The 16405-nt window shown below is 65.0% G+C and carries 17 protein-coding genes; all 17 read left to right on the top strand.

Annotated features, from left to right (window positions below):
- Positions 1-25: 25 nt before the first annotated feature.
- The 17 genes from ndhC (at position 26) to M9979_RS00465 (ending at position 16404) form a co-directional block, all read left to right on the top strand.
- Complete coding sequence (ndhC, locus tag M9979_RS00545; RefSeq protein ID WP_254287372.1) at positions 26-400, top strand: NADH-quinone oxidoreductase subunit A; 375 nt, start codon at positions 26-28, stop codon at positions 398-400.
- Positions 397-957, top strand: coding sequence for a NuoB/complex I 20 kDa subunit family protein (locus M9979_RS00540; protein ID WP_254287371.1), 561 nt, complete (start codon positions 397-399; stop codon positions 955-957). Before ndhC ends, M9979_RS00540 begins: the two co-directional genes overlap by 4 nt.
- Positions 954-1796: an NADH-quinone oxidoreductase subunit C gene (locus M9979_RS00535; protein WP_254287370.1), complete on the top strand. Its 843-nt coding sequence runs from the start codon at positions 954-956 to the stop codon at positions 1794-1796. Before M9979_RS00540 ends, M9979_RS00535 begins: the two co-directional genes overlap by 4 nt.
- A gap of 20 nt (positions 1797-1816) precedes the next feature.
- Entirely contained in the window at positions 1817-3028 is a 1212-nt protein-coding gene (locus M9979_RS00530; protein ID WP_254287542.1) for an NADH-quinone oxidoreductase subunit D, read from the top strand.
- Positions 3029-3073: 45 nt separating this feature from the next.
- Entirely contained in the window at positions 3074-3304 is a 231-nt protein-coding gene (locus tag M9979_RS00525) for a hypothetical protein (RefSeq protein WP_254287369.1), read from the top strand.
- The gene (locus M9979_RS00520) at positions 3304-3972 is read left to right on the top strand and encodes a complex I 24 kDa subunit family protein (protein ID WP_254287368.1); all 669 of its coding nucleotides are present in this window, start codon (positions 3304-3306) and stop codon (positions 3970-3972) included. Before M9979_RS00525 ends, M9979_RS00520 begins: the two co-directional genes overlap by 1 nt.
- Positions 3972-5276, top strand: a complete 1305-nt coding sequence (gene nuoF, locus M9979_RS00515) for an NADH-quinone oxidoreductase subunit NuoF (protein WP_254287367.1) — start codon at positions 3972-3974, stop codon at positions 5274-5276. Before M9979_RS00520 ends, nuoF begins: the two co-directional genes overlap by 1 nt.
- A complete protein-coding gene (locus M9979_RS00510) occupies positions 5276-5893 on the top strand; it encodes a hypothetical protein (RefSeq protein WP_254287366.1) in 618 nt (205 codons plus the stop codon). Before nuoF ends, M9979_RS00510 begins: the two co-directional genes overlap by 1 nt.
- Entirely contained in the window at positions 5886-7889 is a 2004-nt protein-coding gene (nuoG, locus tag M9979_RS00505) for an NADH-quinone oxidoreductase subunit NuoG (RefSeq protein ID WP_254287365.1), read from the top strand. Before M9979_RS00510 ends, nuoG begins: the two co-directional genes overlap by 8 nt.
- Before the next feature lie 26 nt (positions 7890-7915).
- Positions 7916-8938 carry an NADH-quinone oxidoreductase subunit NuoH gene (gene nuoH / locus M9979_RS00500; protein ID WP_254287541.1) on the top strand — a complete coding sequence of 341 codons (1023 nt, stop codon included), beginning with the start codon at positions 7916-7918 and terminating at the stop codon, positions 8936-8938.
- A gap of 124 nt (positions 8939-9062) precedes the next feature.
- On the top strand, positions 9063-9548 hold the full coding sequence (nuoI, locus tag M9979_RS00495) for an NADH-quinone oxidoreductase subunit NuoI (RefSeq protein ID WP_254287364.1): 486 nt from the start codon (positions 9063-9065) through the stop codon (positions 9546-9548).
- A gap of 117 nt (positions 9549-9665) precedes the next feature.
- Positions 9666-10277, top strand: a complete 612-nt coding sequence (locus M9979_RS00490; protein ID WP_254287363.1) for an NADH-quinone oxidoreductase subunit J — start codon at positions 9666-9668, stop codon at positions 10275-10277.
- Positions 10274-10579: an NADH-quinone oxidoreductase subunit NuoK gene (nuoK, locus tag M9979_RS00485; RefSeq protein WP_163959071.1), complete on the top strand. Its 306-nt coding sequence runs from the start codon at positions 10274-10276 to the stop codon at positions 10577-10579. The genes M9979_RS00490 and nuoK overlap by 4 nt, the downstream gene beginning before the upstream one ends.
- Positions 10580-10584: 5 nt before the next feature.
- Entirely contained in the window at positions 10585-12711 is a 2127-nt protein-coding gene (gene nuoL / locus M9979_RS00480) for an NADH-quinone oxidoreductase subunit L (RefSeq protein ID WP_254287362.1), read from the top strand.
- The gene (locus tag M9979_RS00475; RefSeq protein WP_254287361.1) at positions 12708-14240 is read left to right on the top strand and encodes an NADH-quinone oxidoreductase subunit M; all 1533 of its coding nucleotides are present in this window, start codon (positions 12708-12710) and stop codon (positions 14238-14240) included. Before nuoL ends, M9979_RS00475 begins: the two co-directional genes overlap by 4 nt.
- Entirely contained in the window at positions 14240-15694 is a 1455-nt protein-coding gene (gene nuoN / locus M9979_RS00470) for an NADH-quinone oxidoreductase subunit NuoN (protein ID WP_254287360.1), read from the top strand. Before M9979_RS00475 ends, nuoN begins: the two co-directional genes overlap by 1 nt.
- Positions 15691-16404, top strand: a complete 714-nt coding sequence (locus M9979_RS00465; RefSeq protein WP_277998321.1) for a biotin--[acetyl-CoA-carboxylase] ligase — start codon at positions 15691-15693, stop codon at positions 16402-16404. Before nuoN ends, M9979_RS00465 begins: the two co-directional genes overlap by 4 nt.
- Position 16405: the final 1 nt, after the last annotated feature.

Genomic DNA, 16405 nt, shown 5'->3' with positions numbered 1-16405 from the left:
ATCCTTCGCACCTGCGAGAAGCCCTTTGGTAGACCTGTCGCAATACCTGCCTATCCTGCTGTTCCTGAGCGTCGCGATCGCGCTGTCGAGCGCGTTCGTGTTCCTGCCGATGCTGGTCGCCAGGCTGACCGGCGCGGCCAAGCCCAATGAGCAGAAATTGTCCGAATACGAGTGCGGCTTCCCCGCGTTCGAGGATCCGCGCAGCCAGTTCGACGTGCGCTTTTATCTGATCGCGATCCTGTTCATCATCTTCGATCTCGAAGCCGCCTTCCTATATCCTTGGGCAGTCTCGGTTTTCTCCATCGGCTGGACCGCATGGATCTCGATGATGATCTTCATCGGCGAGCTGGCTCTCGGCCTCGTCTATGCCTGGAAGAAGGGAGCGTTGGATTGGGAATGACCCTTACGTCTACGCCAGTGGAACTCGATCGCTCGGCCGCTGCCACGTCGCTGGTGCCGCCCGATCAGGGTTTCTTCGACAGCCTCAACGGCGAACTGACCGACAAGGGCTTCCTCGTCACCTCGACCGAGGACCTGTTCCAGTGGGCGCGTACCGGCTCGTTGTGGTGGATGACCTTCGGCCTCGCCTGCTGCGCGGTCGAGATGATCCACGTCAACATGCCGCGCTACGACCTCGAGCGTTTCGGCGCCGCGCCGCGCGCGTCCCCGCGCCAGTCGGACGTGATGATCGTCGCCGGCACGCTCTGCAACAAGATGGCGCCCGCACTTCGCAAGGTCTACGACCAGATGTCGGAGCCGAAATACGTCATCTCGATGGGCAGCTGCGCCAATGGCGGCGGCTATTACCATTTCAGCTATTCGGTGGTGCGCGGTTGTGACCGCGTCGTGCCGGTCGACATCTACGTCCCTGGCTGCCCGCCGACCGCCGAAGCATTGCTGTACGGCATCATGCAGCTGCAGCGGAAGATCCGCCGTTCGGGGAGCATCGAACGGTGAGGGCACCCGCACCCGCATGGGCCGCCGACCTCAACGGCGAGACGATCGAGGCCGTCCGCGCCACGCTCGGCACGGCGCTGATCGACGCGGTCGATCAGGTCGGCGAGGTCGCGCTCTACGTCGAGCGTGACGCGATCGTCACCGTGCTCACCGCGCTGCGCGACACGCCGGGCCTCGAATACCAGCAGCTGATGGAGATCGCCGGCGTCGACTATCCGGATCGCCCCGAGCGGTTCGAAGTCGTCTATTGCCTGCTGTCGCTGACGCGTAACCATCGCCTCCATGTCCACGTCTCCACCGACGACGTGAAGCCGGTGCCGTCGGTCACGGGCATCTGGCCGGTCGCCGGCTGGCTGGAGCGTGAGGTGTACGACATGTACGGCGTGCTGTTCGCCGGCAACGCCGACCTGCGCCGCATCCTGACCGACTATGGCTTCCGCGGCCATCCGCAGCGCAAGGACTTCCCGCTCAGCGGTTTCGTCGAGATGCGCTATTCGGAAGAAGCGAAGCGCGTCGTCTATCAGCCGGTGCAGCTGGCGCAGGACTTCCGCAACTTCGACTTCCAATCCCCTTGGGAAGGCGCGCAATACGTGCTCCCCGGCGATGAGAAGGGTATGGTCCCCGAAGCCAAGGGTGCGCCGACGCCGCTGAAGGCGGACGAAATCGTCAAGGCCGATGCGCCGTCGAAGCCGCAGGCAGGCAGCACGACGCACGAACCCAAGACGACCGACAGCACCGCGCAGACCGGCGCCGGCGAACCCGACCCCGGCAACCAGCGGCAGGACAAGCCCAGGGATTCGGACGTCGTGCCGACCAAGGGTGGAGGACAGAACCAGTGAGCGACTATGTCGATGAGCTGATGCACGTCACCGACGCGGCCGATCCGACGACCGGTGACGTCACTATCCAGAATTACACGATCAACTTCGGTCCCCAGCACCCGGCGGCGCACGGCGTGCTGCGGCTGGTGATGGAGTTGGACGGCGAGATCATCGAACGGATCGATCCGCACGTCGGCCTGCTGCATCGCGGCACCGAGAAGCTGATCGAATACAAGACCTATGCGCAGGCGATCCCCTATTTCGATCGCCTCGATTACTGCTCGCCGATGTGCATGGAGCATACGTTCGTACTCGCGATCGAGAAATTGCTCGATATCGAGGTGCCGATCCGCGCCCAGTATCTGCGCGTCTTCTTCGCCGAGCTGACGCGCATCTCGAACCACATGCTCAACCTCGGCAGCCACGTCATGGACGTCGGCGCGATGACGCCGAACCTGTGGCTGTTCGAGATCCGCGAGGATTGCTACAATTTCCTCGAGCGTGCCTCGGGCGCGCGCATGCACCACAATTACATGCGGCCGGGCGGCGTTCATCAGGACGTACCGCTGAAGCTGCTGACCGACATCGCCGACTGGCTCGATACGCGCCTGCCGCGCCTGTTCGAGGATGCGATTTCGCTGGTCGCCGACAACCGCATCTTCAAGCAGCGCAACGTCGACATCGCCGTGGTCAGCCGCGAAGACGCGATCGCCTGGGGCTTCTCCGGGCCGATGATCCGCGCCGCGGGCATCCCGTGGGACCTGCGCAAGTCGCAGCCCTATGACGTCTACGATCGCATGGAGTTCGACATCCCGGTCGGCACCAAGGGCGATTGCTATGACCGCTTCATGGTGCGCGTGGAGGAGGTCCGCCAGTCGGCGCGGATCATGAAACAGTGCCTGCGCGACATGCCGGAGGGGCCGATCGCCTCGTCCGACCGCAAGGTGGTGCCGCCCAAACGCGCCGAGATGAAGCAGTCGATGGAAGCGCTGATCCATCACTTCAAGCTCTACACCGAGGGCTATCACGTCCCCGCCGGCGAAGTGTATGTCGCGACCGAGAGCCCCAAGGGCGAATTCGGTGTGTTCCTCGTCTCCGACGGGTCGAACAAGCCGTATCGCTGCAAGATCCGCCCGACCGCGTTCAGCCACCTTCAGGCAATGGACTTCATGAGCCGCGGCCACATGCTGGCCGATACGACCGCGATCCTCGGCGCGATGGATATTGTGTTCGGTGAGTGCGACCGGTGAATATGCGCGCTGATTGCGTGCGGCAAAAGGAGCTGGGGGTGGGTCATGCCTGAACCGGTAACGAACGACCTCATCTATGCCGTCTTGCAGAAACTTCAGGCCGATATGACCGAAGTACGCTTCGACATTGGCGAACTGAAAGCGCGGGCAACCGCAACAGACGAACATCTGGGTAACATGCTCTTGCAGATGACGGGTTTGAACAGGCGGCTGGACCGCGTCGAGGAACGGTTGGGCCGCGTCGAACGGCGTCTCGATTTGGTGGATCACCGCTAATGGCCGAAGCAGCACAGATCCCCGATGAAGCCGAAACCCGCGCCCGCTGGGGCGGCTTCGCGTGGAACGATGACAACCAGAAGAAGGCGAACGAGATCCTCGCGCGCTATCCCAAGGGTCGCGAGCAGTCCGCGTCGATCCCGTTTCTCGACCTCGCCCAGCGCCAGGTCGGCGCTGAGACGCAGACGCAAGGCTGGCTGCCCGTGCCGGTGATCGAGTTCGTCGCCCGTCAGATCGGCGTGCCGTACATGCGCGTGTTCGAGGTCGCGACCTTCTACACGATGTTCAACCTCGCGCCGGTCGGCCGCTATCATGTGCAGGTCTGCGGCACGACGCCGTGCATGCTGCGCGGGTCGGACGACGTGCTCGCCGCGTGCAAGAACCGCGGGCTGGTCAAGGGCGGCACGACGCCAGACGGCCTGTTCACGCTGACCGAGGTCGAGTGCCTCGGCACCTGCGCGAACGCGCCGATGGTCCAGATCAACGACGACAATTACGAAGACCTCGACTATGACCGCACCGTCGCGGTGCTTGAGGCGCTGGCCAAGGGCGAACAGCCGAAGACCGGCTCGACGATCGGTCGCCAGACCAGCTGCCCCGAAGGCGGCCCGACGACGCTGACCGCGATGGTCGACGCCAACCACGATTACCGGAGCGAGTGGGCCTGATGCTGGCTGACAAGGACCGCATCTTCACCAACGTCTACGGGTTCCAGCCCTGGAACCTGCCGGCGGCGATGAAGCGTGGCGACTGGGACAATACCAAGGCGCTGATGGCGCTCGGCCAGGACGCGATCATCGACGTCATCAAGGCGAGCGGTTTGCGCGGCCGTGGCGGCGCGGGCTTCCCGACGGGGACGAAATGGTCGTTCATGCCGAAGGAGCCCAAGGCCGACCGGCCGAACTTCCTCGTCATCAACGCCGACGAATCCGAGCCCGGTTCGTGCAAGGACCGCGAGATCATCCGCCACGATCCGCACAAGCTGATCGAGGGCGCGCTGATCGCCGGTTTCGCGATGCGCGCGCGCGCCGCCTACATCTACATCCGCGGCGAATATATCCGCGAGGCGGAGACGCTGTTTGCCGCGGTCGCCGAGGCGTATGACGCCGGGCTGATCGGCAAGAATGCCAGCGGTTCGGGCTATGACTTCGACGTCTTCGTCCACCGCGGGGCCGGGGCCTACATCTGCGGCGAAGAGACCGCGATGCTCGAAAGCCTCGAAGGCAAGAAGGGGCAGCCGCGCCTGAAGCCGCCGTTTCCGGCCGGCGCGGGCCTCTACGGCTGCCCGACGACGGTCAACAACGTCGAATCGATCGCGGTCGCGCCGACGATCCTGCGGCGCGGCGCGTCGTGGTTCTCGAGCTTCGGGCGCGAGAACAACAAGGGCACCAAACTCTACCAGATCAGCGGCCATGTGAATCGCCCATGCGTCGTCGAGGATGCGATGGGCCTCACCTTCCGCGAGCTGATCGAAACGCATTGCGGCGGCATCCGCGGTGGCTGGGACAATCTGCTCGCGGTGATTCCGGGCGGATCGTCGGTGCCGCTGGTGCCGGCAAAGGACATCATCGACGCGCCGATGGACTTCGACGGTCTGAAGGCGGTCGGCTCGGGCCTCGGCACCGCGGCGGTGATCGTGATGGACAAGTCGACCGACATCGTCCGCGCGATCAGCCGCATCTCGTATTTCTACAAGCACGAGAGCTGCGGCCAGTGCACGCCCTGCCGCGAAGGCACCGGCTGGATGTGGCGCGTGATGGAACGCCTGCGTACCGGCGACGCCGAAATCGCCGAGATCGACACGCTGCATCAGGTGACCAAGCAGGTCGAGGGCCACACGATCTGCGCGCTCGGCGATGCCGCGGCGTGGCCGATCCAGGGCCTCATCAGGCATTTCCGCCCCGAACTAGAGCGCCGGATCAACGAACGTAGCTGCGGCGGGCTGGCGCCGATGCAGGAGGCGGCGGAGTAATGTTGCCATTGCTCGCGATACTGGTTGCAGAACCGAACCCGGCAAACATTGATGAATCTCGCCGTACGATGGCGGCTTATACTTCGTGTTTAATAAATCGGCTAGGTTATAAGCTTCGCCCTGTCATGGATATGCCTGTTGGTTCGCCACAGGCGAACGCGAAGATGATTGCCCTAAATGACTCGGGTTGTTTGCCGAGTGATGACGTGGGTGGGATCTCGCTCAAGTTTAAGCCTACACTAATGCGTGGCGGATTATTCGAGGCGTTCTACCTGAAGGAATTCGTACACAGTGCGCCGGCGACTTTCGACGGTGTTCCGACAATCTCTTATCCTGTTGGCGATGTTTCTGGGAACGCGGAGGCGGCGCGGTACAGCCTTCAAATGGATATCGGAGATTGCGTCGTTCGTAAGGCTCCGGCGGAGGCCCGAACCCTGCTGGGCGCGGAAGTGGCGAGCGTTGCTGAAGGCACGGCGATAACTGCCCTTGTTCCGGCGCTATCAGCGTGCGCAACAAAGGGGCGCACGCTGAGCCTGAGTAAATCGATTGTTCGTGGAATGATTGCAGAACCGCTTTACCGGCTGACGGCGGCCAAGCGAAAGATGACGAATGCCTAAGCTGAAAGTAGACGGGATCGAAGTCGAGGTGCCGCAGGGAGCGACCGTGCTCCAGGCGTGCGAGGCCGCGGGGAAGGAAATCCCGCGCTTCTGCTATCACGAGCGGCTGTCGATCGCCGGCAATTGCCGCATGTGCCTCGTCGAGGTGAAGCCGGGGCCTCCCAAGCCGCAGGCGTCGTGCGCGCTACCCGCCGCGGACAATCAGGAAGTGTTCACGACTTCGCCGATGGTGAAGAACGCCCGCGAGGGCGTGATGGAGTTCCTGCTCATCAACCATCCGCTCGACTGCCCGATCTGCGATCAGGGTGGCGAATGCGACCTGCAGGACCAGTCGGTCGCCTATGGCAAGGGCCATAGCCGCTACACCGAGAACAAGCGGGCGGTGACCGAGAAGTACATGGGTCCGATCGTCAAGACGATCATGACCCGCTGCATCCAGTGCACCCGCTGCGTGCGTTTCGCCGAGGAAGTCGCCGGGGTCGAGGAGATCGGCGCGATCTACCGCGGCGAGGACATGCAGATCACCAGCTACCTCGAACAGGCGGTGACGAGCGAACTCTCTGGCAACGTCGTCGATCTTTGCCCGGTGGGCGCCCTGACGTCGAAGCCCTATGCCTATGAAGCGCGGCCGTGGGAGCTCAAGAAGACGCTGACGATCGACGTGCAGGACGCGGTCGGCACCAACATACGCCTCGACAGCCGCGGCCGTCAGGTGCTGCGGTGCGTTCCCCGGATCAACGAGGACGTCAACGAGGAATGGGCGCACGACAAGACGCGCCACCATGTCGACGGCCTCGTCCGCCGTCGCCTCGACCGCCCGTATGTCCGTCGTGACGGCAAGCTTGCGCCGGTCAGCTGGGACGAGGCGTTCGCGGTCATCAAGACCAGGGTCGATGCCGCCGGCGCGAATGTCGCCGCGATCGCCGGCGACCTTGCCGATTGCGAAAGCATGTACGCCGCCAAGGCGCTGCTCGCGAAGCTTGGTTCGACCAAGCTCGAAGGCCGCCAGACCGGCATGGACTATGACACGTCCAGCCTCGCCGCGGTCAATTTCAACACGACGATCGCCGGCGTCGAAGAGGCCGATGCGATCCTGCTGGTCGGCACCAACCTCCGCTGGGAAGCGCCGCTGGTGAACACCCGCGTGCGCAAGGCGATCAAGAAGGGCGCGAAGGTCTTTGCAATCGGGCCGGAGACCGAGCTGACCTACAAGGTCGAATGGCTCGGCGCCGATCTGTCGCTGCTCGGCAATCTGCCCGAGACGGTCGCCAATCTGTTCACCGACGCCGAGAAGCCGATGGTCATCGTCGGCGGTGGCGCTTTGAAGGGCGGCCATGGGGCCGCGCTCGCCTTCGCCAAGCAATTCAATCTCGTGCGCGATGGCTGGAACGGCTTCAACGTCGTCCACATGGCGGCGAGCCGGATGGGCGGACTGATGCTCGGCTATGCGCAAAAGGGCGGTATCGCCGATTGCGCCGACGCCGCGGTCACCTTCTTCCTCGGTGCCGACGAAGTCGACTTCACGAAGTTCGGCGGGTTCAAGGTCTATGTCGGCCATCATGGCGACAAGGGCGCGCATCATGCCGACGTGATCCTGCCGTGCGCGACCTATGCCGAGAAGTCGGGCACTTGGGTCAATCTCGAGAGCCGTGTCCAGCGCGGCGAGCGGGCGGTCTTCGCTCCCGGCGACGCGCGCGAGGAATGGGCGATCTTCCGTGCCTTGTCCGACGTGCTCGGTCAGACGCTGCCCTTCGACACGCTCGCCGGGCTGCGCGAGGCGATGGCGACCGAAATACCGGCGCTGCGCAACATCGGCCAGGTCGCGACGTTCGACTGGAGCCCGCCGGCGCTCGGCACGGCTGGGCTGGGCGAGCTTGCCGGCTATCCGATCAAGGATTTCTATCTGACCAACGCCATCTGCCGCGCATCGCCGACGATGCAGCGCTGCTCGGCCGAACTCGTTCATGGCGAGACGTTCGCGGAGGCCGCGGAGTGACCGACTTCTTCAATCATACCGTCGGTATGTCCTACGATTGGGCGTGGTTCGTCGCGACGATCGTCGGCATCCTGGTCATCGCGCTGCCGCTGATGCTGGCGGTGGCGATGATCATCTACGCCGATCGCAAGATCTGGGCGGCGATGGCGCTGCGTCGCGGGCCCAACGTGGTCGGGCCGTTCGGTCTGCTCCAGTCGTTCGCCGACGGCCTCAAGGTGTTCCTGCAGGAAACCATCGTGCCCGCGGCAGCGAACCGCGTGCTGTTCCTGCTCGCGCCGATCATCACCTTCACCGTCGCGCTGATCGTCTGGGCGGTGATCCCGTTCCAGGCGGGCGTGGTGCTTGCCGATATCAACGTCGGCCTGCTCTACGTGCTCGCCGCGTCGAGCCTCGGCGTCTACGGCATCATCCTGTCGGGCTGGGCGTCGAACTCGAAATACCCCTTCTACTCGGCGCTGCGTGCCGCCGCGCAGATGGTCAGCTACGAGGTCGCGATCGGCTTCGTGCTGATCTCGGTCGTGCTGTGGGCAGGGACGTTCAACCTGTCGGGCATCGTCGAGGCGCAGCGCGCGATCTACCGCTTCCTCCCGGTCAACGGCTTCGGGTTCAATCCTTTGCTGTTCCCAATGGCCGTGGTGTTCCTGATCTCGGCGCTCGCCGAAACGCAGCGCGCGCCGTTCGATTTGACCGAGGCGGAGAGCGAGCTCGTCGCCGGCTACCAGACCGAATACAGCTCGATGAGCTTCGCGCTCTTCTGGCTCGGCGAATATGCCAACGTGCTGCTGATGTGCGCGCTCAACGCGACGCTCTTCTGGGGCGGCTGGCTGCCGCCGATCGACTGGGCGCCGCTCTATTACGTGCCGGGGATCATCTGGCTGTTCGCCAAGATCCTGTTCTTCTTCTTCGTGTTCAGCTGGATCAAGGCGACCGTGCCGCGCTACCGCTACGACCAGCTGATGCGGCTGGGGTGGAAGGTGTTCCTGCCGCTGTCGCTGTTCTGGGTGTTCCTGGTGTCGGGTGTGCTGATGATCCATCGGGTCGGGCTGTGAGCCACGTCTCCGCCTGGCTGGCGGGCCACGGGTTCGAGCCGCAGGCAGTGTATCGGCGTGCGCTTGGCGGCGTCGTCATCGGATTGACGGTCGTATCGATCGACCGAATATTGGGGTTTGGGTCTTGAGCGTCGCACAGATCATCAAGTCGTTTACGCTGTGGGAGTTCGTGAAGGCACACGCCCTCACGTTACGCTATTTCTTCAAGCCTAAGGCGACGATCAACTATCCGTTCGAGCGCAACCCGGTGTCTCCGCGCTTCCGCGGCGAGCATGCGCTGCGCCGCTATCCCAACGGCGAGGAACGCTGCATCGCGTGCAAGCTGTGCGAGGCGGTGTGCCCGGCGCAGGCGATCACGATCGAGGCCGAGCCGCGTGACGACGGCAGCCGTCGCACGACGCGCTACGACATCGACATGACCAAGTGCATCTATTGCGGCCTGTGTCAGGAAGCGTGCCCGGTCGACGCGATCGTCGAGGGGCCGAACTACGAATATGCGACCGAGACGCGCGAGGAGCTGATCTACGACAAGGCCAAGCTGCTCGACAACGGCGACCGCTGGGAAAGCGCGATCGCGGCGAACCTTGCCGCCGATGCGCCGTATCGGTAGGCGCGTGCGCATGAATCGCCCCCTCATCGTCATCCCAGCGGACGCTGGGATCTCGTGCCGCAAGCGCGCGCTCAAGCTCGGAAAGACCCCAGCGTTCGCTGGGGTGACGGTGCTGCCGTGATCCAGGCCATAGCCTTCTATCTCTTCGCGATCATCGTGATCGGGTCGGCCGCGATGACGATATCGTCGCGCAACCCGGTGCATTCGGTGATGTGGCTGATCCTCGCCTTCTTCAACGCGGCGGGGCTGATGGTGCTCGTCGGCGCCGAGTTCATCGCGATGCTGCTCGTCATCGTCTATGTCGGCGCGGTCGCGGTGCTGTTCCTGTTCGTCGTCATGATGCTCGACATCGAGGTCGCGCAGCTGCGCGCCGGCGTCGCGCGCTATGCGGCGCTGGGCCTGGCACTCGCCGTCGCGCTGGCGGCGGAGATCCTGATCGGCATCGGTGCGTGGAGCGCCGGCGGCCTCAAGATCAGCCAGCGCATCGCGCCGATCGACGGCAACGTGCCCAACATCCAGGCGATGGGGCAGCTGCTCTACACGCGCTATCTGTTCGTGTTCGAGGCGGCGGGCTTCGTCCTGCTCGTCGCGATGATCGGCGCGATCGTGCTGACGCATCGCCAGCGCGGCGGCGTGAAGGGGCAGAACATCAGCCGCCAGAACGCACGCCGTCCGCAGGATGCGACGCGCAACGTCCAGCCGCCGGTCGGGCAGGGGGTCCAGCTGTGATTGGGTTGACGCATTACCTCGTCGTCGCGGCGATCCTGTTCACGATGGGCGTGCTCGGCATCTTCCTCAACCGGAAGAACCTCATCGTCATCCTGATGGCGATCGAGCTGATCCTGCTCGCGGTGAACCTCAACCTTGTCGCCTTCTCGGCATACCTCCACGATCTGGTCGGCCAGATCTTCGCGATGTTCGTGCTGACCGTCGCCGCGGGCGAAGCGGCGATCGGGCTGGCGATCCTGGTGATCTATTTCCGTGGCCGCGGCACGATCGCGGTCGATGACGTCAATCGGATGAAGGGCTGATTACGGTGCACTCCATCCTTCTCATCGTCTTCCTGCCGCTGCTCGCGGCGGTGGTCGCGGGGCTCGGCAACAAGGCCTTGGGCGTCGTGCCGGCGAAGGTCATCACGACCGGCGCACTCTTCGCCTCGTGCCTGCTGTCATGGCCGATCTTCCTCGGCTTCCTCGCAGGGACCAACACGGCGAGCGTCGTGCCGGTGCTCACCTGGATCGTCAGCGGCGACATGGCGGTCGACTGGTCGCTGCGCGTCGACCAGCTGACCGCGATCATGCTGGTGGTCATCACCAGCGTGTCGGCGCTCGTCCACCTCTATAGCTGGGGCTATATGAGCGAGGACCCCGACCAGCCGCGCTTCTTCGCCTACCTCTCGCTGTTCACCTTCGCGATGCTGATGCTGGTGACGGCGGATACGCTGGTGCAGATGTTCTTCGGTTGGGAAGGTGTCGGCCTCGCCTCCTACCTCCTCATCGGTTTCTGGTTCCGCAAGCCGTCGGCCAATGCCGCCGCGATCAAGGCGTTCGTCGTCAACCGCGTTGGGGACTTGGGCTTCATGCTCGGCATCTTCGGCACGTTCCTCGTCTTCGGCACGGTGTCGATCCCGGCGATCCTCGCCGCGGCGCCGGGGATGGCGGGGTCGACGATCGGCTTCCTCGGCTATCGCGTCGACACGATGACCTTGCTCTGCCTGCTGCTGTTCGTAGGCGCGATGGGCAAGTCGGCGCAGCTCGGCCTGCACACCTGGCTGCCCGACGCGATGGAGGGCCCGACCCCGGTGTCGGCGCTGATCCACGCGGCGACGATGGTCACCGCGGGCGTGTTCATGGTCTGCCGCCTGTCGCCGATGTTCGAAACGTCGCCCGCCGCGCTGCACGTCGTGATGTTCGTCGGCGCCGCGACCTGCCTGTTCGCCGCGACGGTCGGCATGGTGCAGACCGATATCAAGCGCGTCATCGCCTATTCGACCTGTTCGCAGCTCGGTTACATGTTCTTCGCTGCGGGCGTCGGCGCCTATGGTGCGGCGATGTTCCACCTGTTCACGCATGCCTTTTTCAAGGCGCTGCTGTTCCTCGGCGCGGGGTCGGTGATCCATGCGATGCACCACGAGCAGGACATGCGCTATTATGGCGGCCTGCGTAAAAGCATCCCGCTGACCTTCTGGGGCATGATGATGGGGACGCTGGCGATCACCGGCGTCGGCCTGCCCGCGGTGTTCGGCAACCCGCTCGGCATCGGCTTCGCGGGCTTCCATTCGAAGGACGCGATCATCGAGGCCGGCTGGGCCGCGGGCGAGCCCGGCGTGTGGTTCGTCGGCGTGCTCGTCGCGCTCATCACCAGCTTCTATTCGTGGCGGCTGATGTTCCTCACCTTCTGGGGCACGCCGCGTTGGGCCGCGTCGGAGCATATCCAGCACGCGCTTCACGACGCGCACGGCCACGGCCATGACGATCATGCCCACGGGCATGACGCTCATCACGCCGACGAGGCACACGGCAATCCGGCACAGGCCGAGGACAGCGGCGACCATCCCTCGACGCACGGCGCCTCGCAGCACGATCTGCCCGCGGGCACCGGCGGCTATCACCCGCACGAAAGCCCGTGGCCGATGCTGGTGCCGCTCATCCTTCTGTCGATCGGTGCGATCGCGGCGGGCTTCGTCTTCCACGGCTATTTCATCGAGCCGGACGCGGGCGAGACCTTCTGGAAGGGCGACATCGCCTTCCGCGAGCATCTGATGCACGCGATGCATGGCGTGCCGGTGCCGATCAAGCTGTCGGCGACGATCGCGATGCTGCTCGGGCTCGGGACCGCATGGTATGCCTATATCAAGGCGCCCAGCTTCCCGGCGGCGGTCGCGGACCAGTTCCGCATCCTGTACCGCTTCCTCGTCCACAAATATTATTTCGACGAGCTCTATCACCTGATCTTCGTCCGCCCCGCCTTCGCGATCGGCCGCTTCCTGTGGCACCGCGGTGACGAGAAGACGATCGATCGTTTCGGGCCGAACGGCTCGGCCTGGGTGGTGCAGCTCTCCAGCCGCGTCGCGGGCCGGCTCCAGAACGGATATGTCTATACCTATGCCTTCGTCATGCTGATCGGTCTGACCGCCGTCGTCACCTGGGCGATCGCACAGTGAGCGGGCTGCCCATCCTCTCGATCATGCTGCTGATCCCCGCGGTCGCGGCGATTGCCTGCCTGTTCGTCCCCGCCGCGACCGCGCGTGCCATCGCGCTGGCGGCGACGCTGGTCGACTTCGTGCTCGGCGTGCTGCTGTGGGCGAATTACGATATCGGCGGCGCGCAGTGGCAGTTCGTCGAGCACGGCCCGGCGTTCGGTTTCTTCCGCTGGGACCTCGGCATCGACGGTTTCGCGCTGATGCTCGTCATGCTCAGCGTGTTCCTGATGCCGATCTGTATCGGCGCGAGCTGGCGTGCGATCGAGAAGCGCGTGCCCGAGTATATGGCGGCGTTCCTGCTGACCGAAACGCTGATGATCGGCACCTTCGCGGCGCAGGACCTGTTCCTGTTCTACCTGTTCTTCGAAGCTGGCCTCATCCCGATGTACCTCATCATCGGTATCTGGGGCGGGGCGAACCGCATATACGCGTCGTACAAGTTCTTCCTGTACACGCTGCTCGGCTCGCTGCTGATGCTCGTCGCGATGCTGTACATGACGCAGGTCGCGGGCACGTCGAGCATCCCGGCGCTGCAGGCATTCGATTTCCCGGGCCACGTCCAGACGTGGCTGTGGCTCGCCTTCTTCGCCTCGTTCGCGGTCAAGATGCCGATGTGGCCGGTCCACACCTGGCTGCCCGACGCGCACGTGCAGGCGCCGACCGCGGGGTCGGTGATCCTGGCGGGCGTGTTGCTCAAGCTCGGCGGCTATGGCTTCCTGCGCTTCAGCCTGCCGATGTTCCCCGAAGCCTCCGGCGAACTCACTTGGCTGATCTTCGGCCTGTCGGCGGTCGCGGTGATCTACACGTCGCTCGTCGCGCTGGTGCAGTCGGACATGAAGAAGCTGATCGCTTATTCGTCGGTCGCGCACATGGCGATCGTCACCATCGGTCTCTTCGCCTTCAACCGGCAGGGGATCGAGGGCGCGATGATTATGATGCTCAGCCACGGCTTGGTGTCGGGCGCGCTCTTCCTGTGCGTCGGCGTCATCTACGATCGGCTGCACACGCGTGAGATCAGCCGTTACGGCGGCCTCGCGATCAACATGCCGCGCTACGCGCTGTTCTTCCTGTTCTTCACCATGGCGTCGATCGGTTTGCCTGGGACGAGCGGCTTCGTTGCCGAATTCCTGGCGCTGATGGGCACCTATCAGGTGTCGACGTGGATCGCATTGCTCTGCACGACCAGCATCATCCTCGGCGCGGCGTACATGCTGTACCTGTACCGCCGTGTCGTCTTCGGCGAGATCAAGTCCGAGGACGTGCGTGAGATGCAGGATCTGTCGCATCGCGAACTCTGGCTGCTCGCGCCGATCGCCGCCGTCGCGCTCTGGATGGGTGTCTACCCCGAGAGCTTCATGGCGCCGATGCGCAAGGACGTCGGCGTCCTGCTCGCCCGTATCGATCGCGCCACGCCGCCGTCCGATTCCAAGCCGACCGCCGGCAAGCCCATTCCAGCGGCGCATGCCGCCGCCCACGGAACCGCTCACTGATGGATTACGCCGCCAATCTCGCCATGACCCTGCCCGAGGTGATCCTCGGCGTCGGCGCCATCGTCCTGATGCTGGTCTCCGCCTGGGGCGGATCCGCCTCGACGCGTGCGGTGTCGTGGACCGCGGTCGCGGTGCTCGCCGGCGCGTGCCTCGCGCTGCTCGGCCCCGCCAGCTACGGCGGGTCGGCGTTCGACGGCCTGTATCGCGCCGATGCCTTCGCCGCTTTCGCCAAGGTGCTGATCTTCATCGCCTCGGGCGTCGCGATCCTGCTCGCGCCGGACTTCTTCCAGCGCACCACGGGCGACGATCTCCGCCCCGAATATCCGGTGCTGATCCTGCTCTCCGCGGCGGGCATGGGCATGATGGTCTCGGCGAGCGACCTGCTGACGCTCTACGTCGGCCTCGAACTGCAGAGCCTCGCCGCCTACGTCCTTGCCAGCTTCATGCGCCGCGACACGCGTTCGGCGGAAGCGGGCCTCAAGTACTTCGTGCTCGGCGCGCTGGCGAGCGGCATCCTGCTCTACGGCATCAGCCTGGTCTACGGCTTCTCGGGCACGACGCTGTTCGGCGGCATCGCCGCGGCCTATGCCGCGCCGCATTCGCTGGGCCTGCTGTTCGGCCTCGTCTTCGTCTTCGCCGGCCTCGCCTTCAAGCTCGCCGCGGTGCCGTTCCACATGTGGACGCCCGACGTCTACGAAGGCGCGCCGACCCCGGTGACCGCCTTCTTCGCTTCCGCGCCCAAGGTGGCGGCGATGGGTCTCGCGGTCCGCGTCGCGGTCGAGGCGATGGGCCCGGCGACCGACCAGTGGCGTCAGATCGTGATCTTCGCCGCGCTCGCCTCGATCGTGCTCGGCGCGGTGGCGGCGATCGGCCAGACCAACATCAAGCGCCTGCTCGCTTACTCGTCGATCAACAACGTCGGCTTCGCCTTGGTCGGTCTCGCTGCGGGCACGCCGGAGGGCGTGTCGGGCGTGCTGATCTACATGACGATCTACATCGCGATGACGCTGGGCTCGTTCCTGATCGTCCTCCAGATGCGCGATGATGACGGTCAACCCATTGAAAACATTGCTGCTTTGTCCGGTATGTCGCGCACCCGCCCCGGCCTCGCCGCCGCGCTCGCGATCTTCATGTTCAGCCTCGCCGGCATCCCGCCGCTGTTCGGCTTTTACGCGAAGTTTGCGGTGTTTGACGCGGCGGTGCGCGCCGGCCTGTTCCCGCTCGCCGCGGTCGGTATCGCCGCCTCGACGATCGGTGCCTATTATTACCTGCGCGTCGTCAAGACGATGTATTTCGACGATCCCGCCCCGGCCTTCCCCAAGGGCAACAGCCCGGTAGAGGGCGGCCTGATCGTCCTCACCGCCGCCTTCGTCTCGCCGCTCGGCTATCTGGCGATCCCCCTGCTCGGCGGCTGGACGATGACGGCGGCGCGCGCGCTGTTCCCCGCGATTTGACGATCCGCACCGTCGCGGAGACGGGATCGACCAACGCCGACATGCTCCTCCTCGCCAGCCGCGGCGCGGAAGAGGGGCTGTGGCTCCGCGCCGAACGCCAGACCGCGGGACGCGGCCGGATGGGGCGGGTGTGGACCGCGCCGCCGGGCAATCTCTCCGCGTCGACGATCGTCCGCCTTCGTCCAGGCGATCCGCCGCCCGCCTCGCTGGCGCTGGTCGCCGCGGTCGCATTGTACGAGGCGGTGCGCGTCTTCCTGCCCGCGGAGGTGCCGGCGCAGCTCAAATGGCCCAACGACCTGCTGGTCGACGGAGCCAAGGCGTCGGGTATCCTGCTCGAACGCGGCGGCGATGCGGTCGTCATCGGCATCGGCGTCAATTTGACGCACCATCCCGATCTGCCCGATCGCGCGACGACCAGCCTTGCGGCACATGGCGTCGCAGCGGATGCCGCGACGACCCTCGATGTGTTGGCGGAGGCGTTCGCGCGCTGGCTGGCGCGCTGGCGCGACCAGGGCATCGGCATCGTGCGATCCGCCTGGCTCGCCGCGGCGCATCCGATCGGGACCGCGCTGTCAGCACGATTGCCCGACGGCAGCGCGATCGACGGGCTGTTCGACGGCCTCGACGCGGACGGCGCGCTGATCCTGCGCTTGGCGTCGGGGGCGCGGCATGTCATTCACGCCGCCGACGTTTTTGTCCTGAAGGATTGAC

The sequence above is a fragment of the Sphingomonas liriopis genome (genome assembly GCF_024211255.1).
Taxonomy (GTDB): Bacteria; Pseudomonadota; Alphaproteobacteria; order Sphingomonadales; family Sphingomonadaceae; genus Sphingomonas; species Sphingomonas liriopis.
This window is presented reverse-complemented; position numbering and strand designations above follow the sequence as displayed.